3 protein-coding genes are annotated in these 4975 nt (G+C 56.3%); 1 reads left to right on the top strand and 2 read right to left on the bottom strand.

What is annotated here, in order from left to right:
- Nucleotides 1-72: 72 nt before the first annotated feature.
- Nucleotides 73-1926, bottom strand: a complete 1854-nt coding sequence (greA, locus tag JIN87_RS27545; protein WP_200359871.1) for a transcription elongation factor GreA — start codon at nt 1924-1926, stop codon at nt 73-75.
- A gap of 90 nt (nt 1927-2016) precedes the next feature.
- On the opposite strand from greA, the gene JIN87_RS27550 reads away from it, so the two are divergent.
- Nucleotides 2017-3270, top strand: a complete 1254-nt coding sequence (locus JIN87_RS27550; protein ID WP_200359873.1) for an RsmB/NOP family class I SAM-dependent RNA methyltransferase — start codon at nt 2017-2019, stop codon at nt 3268-3270.
- Between the two features lie 47 nt (nt 3271-3317).
- On the opposite strand, the gene JIN87_RS27555 is transcribed toward JIN87_RS27550, so the two are convergent.
- On the bottom strand, nt 3318-4898 hold the full coding sequence (locus JIN87_RS27555) for a methyl-accepting chemotaxis protein (RefSeq protein ID WP_200359875.1): 1581 nt from the start codon (nt 4896-4898) through the stop codon (nt 3318-3320).
- Nucleotides 4899-4975 lie beyond the last annotated feature (77 nt).

Consider the following 4975-nt stretch of genomic DNA (forward strand, 5'->3'; position numbering starts at 1 on the left):
GGGGTGGGGAGGTGTAAAAAAAACGCCGCTCGGTGAGGAGCGGCGTTTGGAAAGTGTTTAACTCGATTTGGACTAGAGGGAGTCGACGTAGCGAGTGATGTCTGTGATGGTGAGCTTGTTCTCTGTGGAACCGACAGTGACGGATACTTCGTCGCCGAGGCGCTTGCCGAGCATGCTCTTGCCGAGTGGCGTCTGGTAGGAGATGACGAAGTTTTCTGGATCGCCGTCCCATGCCCCGAGGAGCGTGTAGGTGACTTCCTTGCCTTCGTTCTCGTCCTTGAGGGTGACGATGTTGCCGATGCCGATTGTCTCGTTGGTCGCAGAGGTGAAGTCTGTGATCTGAGCGCGCTTGATGTCGGCTTCGAGAAGGTTGCGGCGAGACATGAGGACTTGTTGGTCCTGCTTCGCCATCTTGTACTCGGAGTTTTCCTTGAGGTCTCCCAGTTCGCGGGCTTCGGCGATGGCTTGGGAGTTCTCTGGGATCTTCTTGGTGACGATTTCGTCGAACTCGGCAACTGCCTTCTCGTAAGATTCCTTGGATACCATGAGGCCTTGGCTCTCTTGAGTGTCTTCGGATTCGAGGAGGGATTGTACGCCTGGGAAGAGTTTGATGAAGCGTGCGAGCAGCGACTTCTTGGTGAGCTCTTCGAAACCTTGGTTGAGCAGGAGGTTGTTCGCGAGGTCGCGAGCGGTTTCTGCGTCAGCGGTTGCGAGGAGGTCAGGGATGAGCTCCTTGTCGTCGCTGAGGATATCCGCGAGAGGGATACGGCGCGAAGTGGATGACTGTAGCGCTTCGTAGTCGATCGCGAAGAAGATGGAGTTGAGCAGACGTGGCTGGATCATGTCGTGGACGAGATCCGTGTACTTCTTGGAGTTACGGTTCTTAACGATCCAGAGGAGAACTGGCTCCTTGAGGTTTTGCTCGGTCTGCCAGCGTACGAAGGTTTCCTTGATCTCGTCGCCGAAGCCGTTTTCGACGAGGAAGTTGACGCTGTCGGTGGTGAACTTGCCGGAGCTGTTCTTGAGGAGGGAGAAACAGATTTCCTTCCAGTCAGCTGGGTGAGAGGCCTTGATCGCCTTGAGGGCGCGGCCTTGGGAATTGGTTGGGAGCTCGTCGATGAGAGCGTCGAGACCTTCGATGTCGGAGAGGATCTGTACGACGGATGGTTCGAATGTTTCGACGTCGATCTCGAGAAGGCGAGCGATGTCGTTGCGGATCCAAGCGCCCTTGAGCTTCTCGGCGGAAGTGAGCTGGTTGGACTCGCGAACTGCGGTTGCGAGCGTGTGAAGGATGAGGCCGAGGGCGTCGCGGTGCTCTTCGAGCTTGTCGGCTACGGTGTCGAGCAGTTGCTCGGCGATCACTACGCGTCGCTTGGCGGACTGGGTCGCGTTGTAGTCTTCGATGAGCTCTTCTTCTAGAGTGACTGGCTCGTCGCGGAGGATGTACATGCCTGTCTTGCGGGCAGGAACGGAAACGCGTGGGTCCTTAGCGAGAAGTTTCTTGGTAGCGGTCCACCACTTCTTGTACTTGATCGGTCCGATGACGCGGGCGAGTACGCTTTCGATTTCAGCTGTGCTGGCCGCGGTGTTCGGGTACTGCTTGAGCAGTTCTACGATCAGTTCGGCTGGCTCGTTTGCGATGAGGGCTTCTACTGCTGCTGGGTCGAGCTCCTTGCGTACGAGGAGGTGATCTGGGAGGAGGACTTGCATGGTGTTCACGCAGAAACCTGGGTCCATGCGGTGACCTTCCTTGCCCTCGAAATCGATGATCAGCTTATTGCCTTCGGCGTCGTAGTCTTTGATCTGACCGAAGCCCCAGCTTTGGTGGATGCAGTAGTTTCCTGGCTGCATCGCCTCCAGTTTGGCCCGAGCTGCCTTCAGCTCTGGCTTTCTAGAAATGACTTCCAATATGGCTTCTTCGTTCATCGTCGTGTTTAGAGACTAAAGAATTAAGACAGGAGCCTTTTTAGGGACTTGTCAATGAGACAGGCAGATCATCTATAAGCTGCTTTGATTATGAGTGATGATTCTTGGAGTGTGGCGGTCGATTTGACGGCGGATTTTTTACAGCGTCCGGCTCGGATGTCCCACTTGCTGGAGAAGATGCCTGACGGTTGGGATTCTGGTAAGCGTCGGGCTTGTCAGTCTCTGCTGTTCGGTACGGTGCGGCACATTCGGCTGCTTGAGAAGGCGTTGGACGCGTTCTTGAAGCGGCGGCCGAAGGCGAAGCTTTGGGCGGCTTTGTTGGTGGCCAGCTGGGAGTTGATGGATGAGCCGGAACAGGCAGCCAAGGTGGTGCATCACGCGGTGTCTCGGATTGGCGGAAGGTTTAGCAAGCCTGAGAAGGGCTTGGCCAATGCGGTTTTGCGCAAGGTGGCGGGTCGTTTACCGGAGTTGCTGGAGATGGAGGTCCGCACGCCGGCGGATTTGGCGTGGCGCTACAGTCATCCGAAGTGGCTGGTGAAGCGCTGGCTGAAGCAGTTTGGTTTGGAGGACACGATCGCTTTTTTGCAGTGGAACCAGTCTGAAGCGGGCGTTTTTGCTCGTTGGCAAAGGGATTCGCAGGAGCTCGAAGCTTTGTCACGGATTGAGGGGTGCGAGGGTTTTTTCCGATTGAGAGCAGGTGGGTGGGGCGAAGTCTTCTCGTATATAGAAGAGGGTCGTCTGTACGTGCAGAATCCGGCGGCGAGTTTGGCTCCGCGTCTGCTTTTGAAGTCGGTCGAGAAGGGGCGTTTGTTGGATTTGTGCGCTGCTCCTGGAGGGAAGGGTTTGTTGCTCGAAGCGGAGGCGAGTGCAGGGGTGCAAGAAATCGTTTCGGTGGATCTGGATGGCCCGCGCTTTGAGAGGATGAAAAGCAATTTCACTCGTTATGGGGCGAAGCGGCTGCGGGCGGAGGCGAGGGATGTGATGGATCTGAGTCCGGATAAGCTAGGCTCGTTCGAAGGCGTTTTGCTGGATGCTCCGTGCAGCAATTCCGGCGTTTTGCAGCATAAGATCGATGCTCGCTGGCGTCAGACCTCTGAGGGGTTGAGGGAGTTGGAGAGTTTGCAGAGAGGTTTGCTCGAAGCGGCGTCTGGGATGGTGAGGGATGGTGGTGTCTTGGTCTACAGTACTTGTAGCGTGGATACTGCTGAGAATGAGAGTTTAGTTTCAGCGTTTCTGGAAAGCGAAAAAGGCAAGCACTTCACTCTTGAGAGTTCTCAAGTGAGCTTGCCTTGGCGTGATGCCCGCGATGGGGCGGGCGTATTATTGCTGCGGAGAATCGGCTAGTGGTCTGTGGTCGTTGGGGACAACGACCGCTACCTTCGGCTTGCTTGCTAGTTCCAGAGTTCGTCGAGCGTGGCTTCCGCTTTGCTGACGGGGTTGGCGAAGCTTTGTTGAGGACGGTTGACTGCGAAGCTTTCCTTCGCGGGTGCAACCGGGCGAGGTTTAGTGCTTTGGTGATTTGAGTTTCCGGCTAGGTGTAGCAATTCACCGACTACAGAGTCGAGTGTGGCGGACTGGTCTTGCAGGCCTTTGCAGGAGTCGACGGTTTCGTTGGCGAAGCGTTTGTTGTTTTCGGTGCTGGCGGTGAGTTCGCTTATGGATGCGGTCATCTCTTGGATGCTGGCCGCTTGTTTGTCGGTCTCTTCTGCGATGTCGCGAATGTGGCTGCTGACGGATTGCATCATGCCGGAAACTTCGTCGAAAGAGTCGCAGGCTTGGCGTACGATCTGGGTACCGGAGGAGATGTTTTGTGCGGATTTCTCGATGAGCTCGGAACTGCTGTTGGCGGCATCGGCGGAGCGGATGGCGAGGTTGCGAACTTCGTCGGCGACGATGGCGAAGCCGGCTCCTGCTTCGCCAGCTCGGGCTGCTTCTACTGCAGCGTTGAGGGCGAGGAGGTTCGTTTGGAAGGCGATCTCGTTGATGGTTTGGATTATTTTTTGGGTTTCCGCTCCGGATTCGGAGATTTGGGCCATCGACTTGTCGAGTTCGAGGATGGTGTCGCGTGTGCTTTCGAACTTCTTGAAGCAATCGCCGGTGATGTCGTCTGCGGAGCGGGAATTGGAAGCTGTGGTTTGTGTCATGCTCGCTTGCTGGAGCATGGATTCGCGGGTGGCGGCGAGCACGTTTGCCTCGTTGATGCTTGCTTCTGCGGAGCGTTGGGCGGAGGAGACGAGTTCGTTTGAGGTCTGGTTGACGCGATCGGCGCTGCCGCTGAGTGATTCGAGGGAGCGGTTGAGGATGCCTTTTGTCTTCAGGGAAGCGAAGCCGGAGAAGATGGCGATGACGAGGGCAAGGGCTACGTTTACGATACTGAAGAGGGAGATGTGGGACGCGAGGGACTCGAAGCTGTCGGTGGTGGTTTGTACGGATTCGTTGTAGATGGTGGTGACGGCTGTTTCGCCTTGTTCGACAGCGGAGCGGAGGTTGGCGTTTAGCTTGGGGATGTCTTTGTCCCATAGTTCGACTGCCTCGAAGAACATGTCTTGCTTGAGGAGTTTGCGGATTTCTTCGGTCTTGGTGGCGTAAGCGACGAAGGCGGTACGAATGGATCCGATGTGGCCGCTGACGGCTGGTGTGGAGGTGATGGACTCGAGCTTGTCGATGGATTCGCGAGCGGCGGTGGCGAGCTGGTTGGCTTCGGCTTCCTTGGCGGCTTTTACTTCTTCGGTTTGGCCGAAGATGTAGCCCAGGTTGGCGATCTCGAACTGGAGGGAGGTTTGCTTGAGCTCTTGTAGGAGGTTTTGGCTGGGAACGCTCTCCCTTTGGAAATCGTTGACGATTTCGGAACCGGTCCGGGTGGAGCGGAACATGTAGATGCCTTCGATCACGATGAGGGCGGCCAGAATGGCGAGGGCGCCGTTGATGAAGCGAAAGCAGTTCTTCAGGTTTAGGTTTTTAAGTGAGATCATGAGTCGTAGGGGGCTCGGTCAATCGATGCGAGTTGGTGTGTGGGGCGATCGGCTGGCTTTTTGAAAGGAGGGGGGCG

The organism is Pelagicoccus mobilis, assembly GCF_016595505.1.
Lineage (GTDB): Bacteria > Verrucomicrobiota > Verrucomicrobiia > Opitutales > Opitutaceae > Pelagicoccus > Pelagicoccus mobilis.

Bases quoted from the DNA above. Each gene is read 5' to 3' on its own strand.
- JIN87_RS27555 (WP_200359875.1), bottom strand. From the start codon at position 4,898: ATGATCTCACTTAAAAACCTAAACCTGAAGAACTGCTTTCGCTTCATC.
- JIN87_RS27550 (WP_200359873.1), top strand. From the start codon at position 2,017: ATGAGTGATGATTCTTGGAGTGTGGCGGTCGATTTGACGGCGGATTTT.
- greA (WP_200359871.1), bottom strand. From the start codon at position 1,926: ATGAACGAAGAAGCCATATTGGAAGTCATTTCTAGAAAGCCAGAGCTG.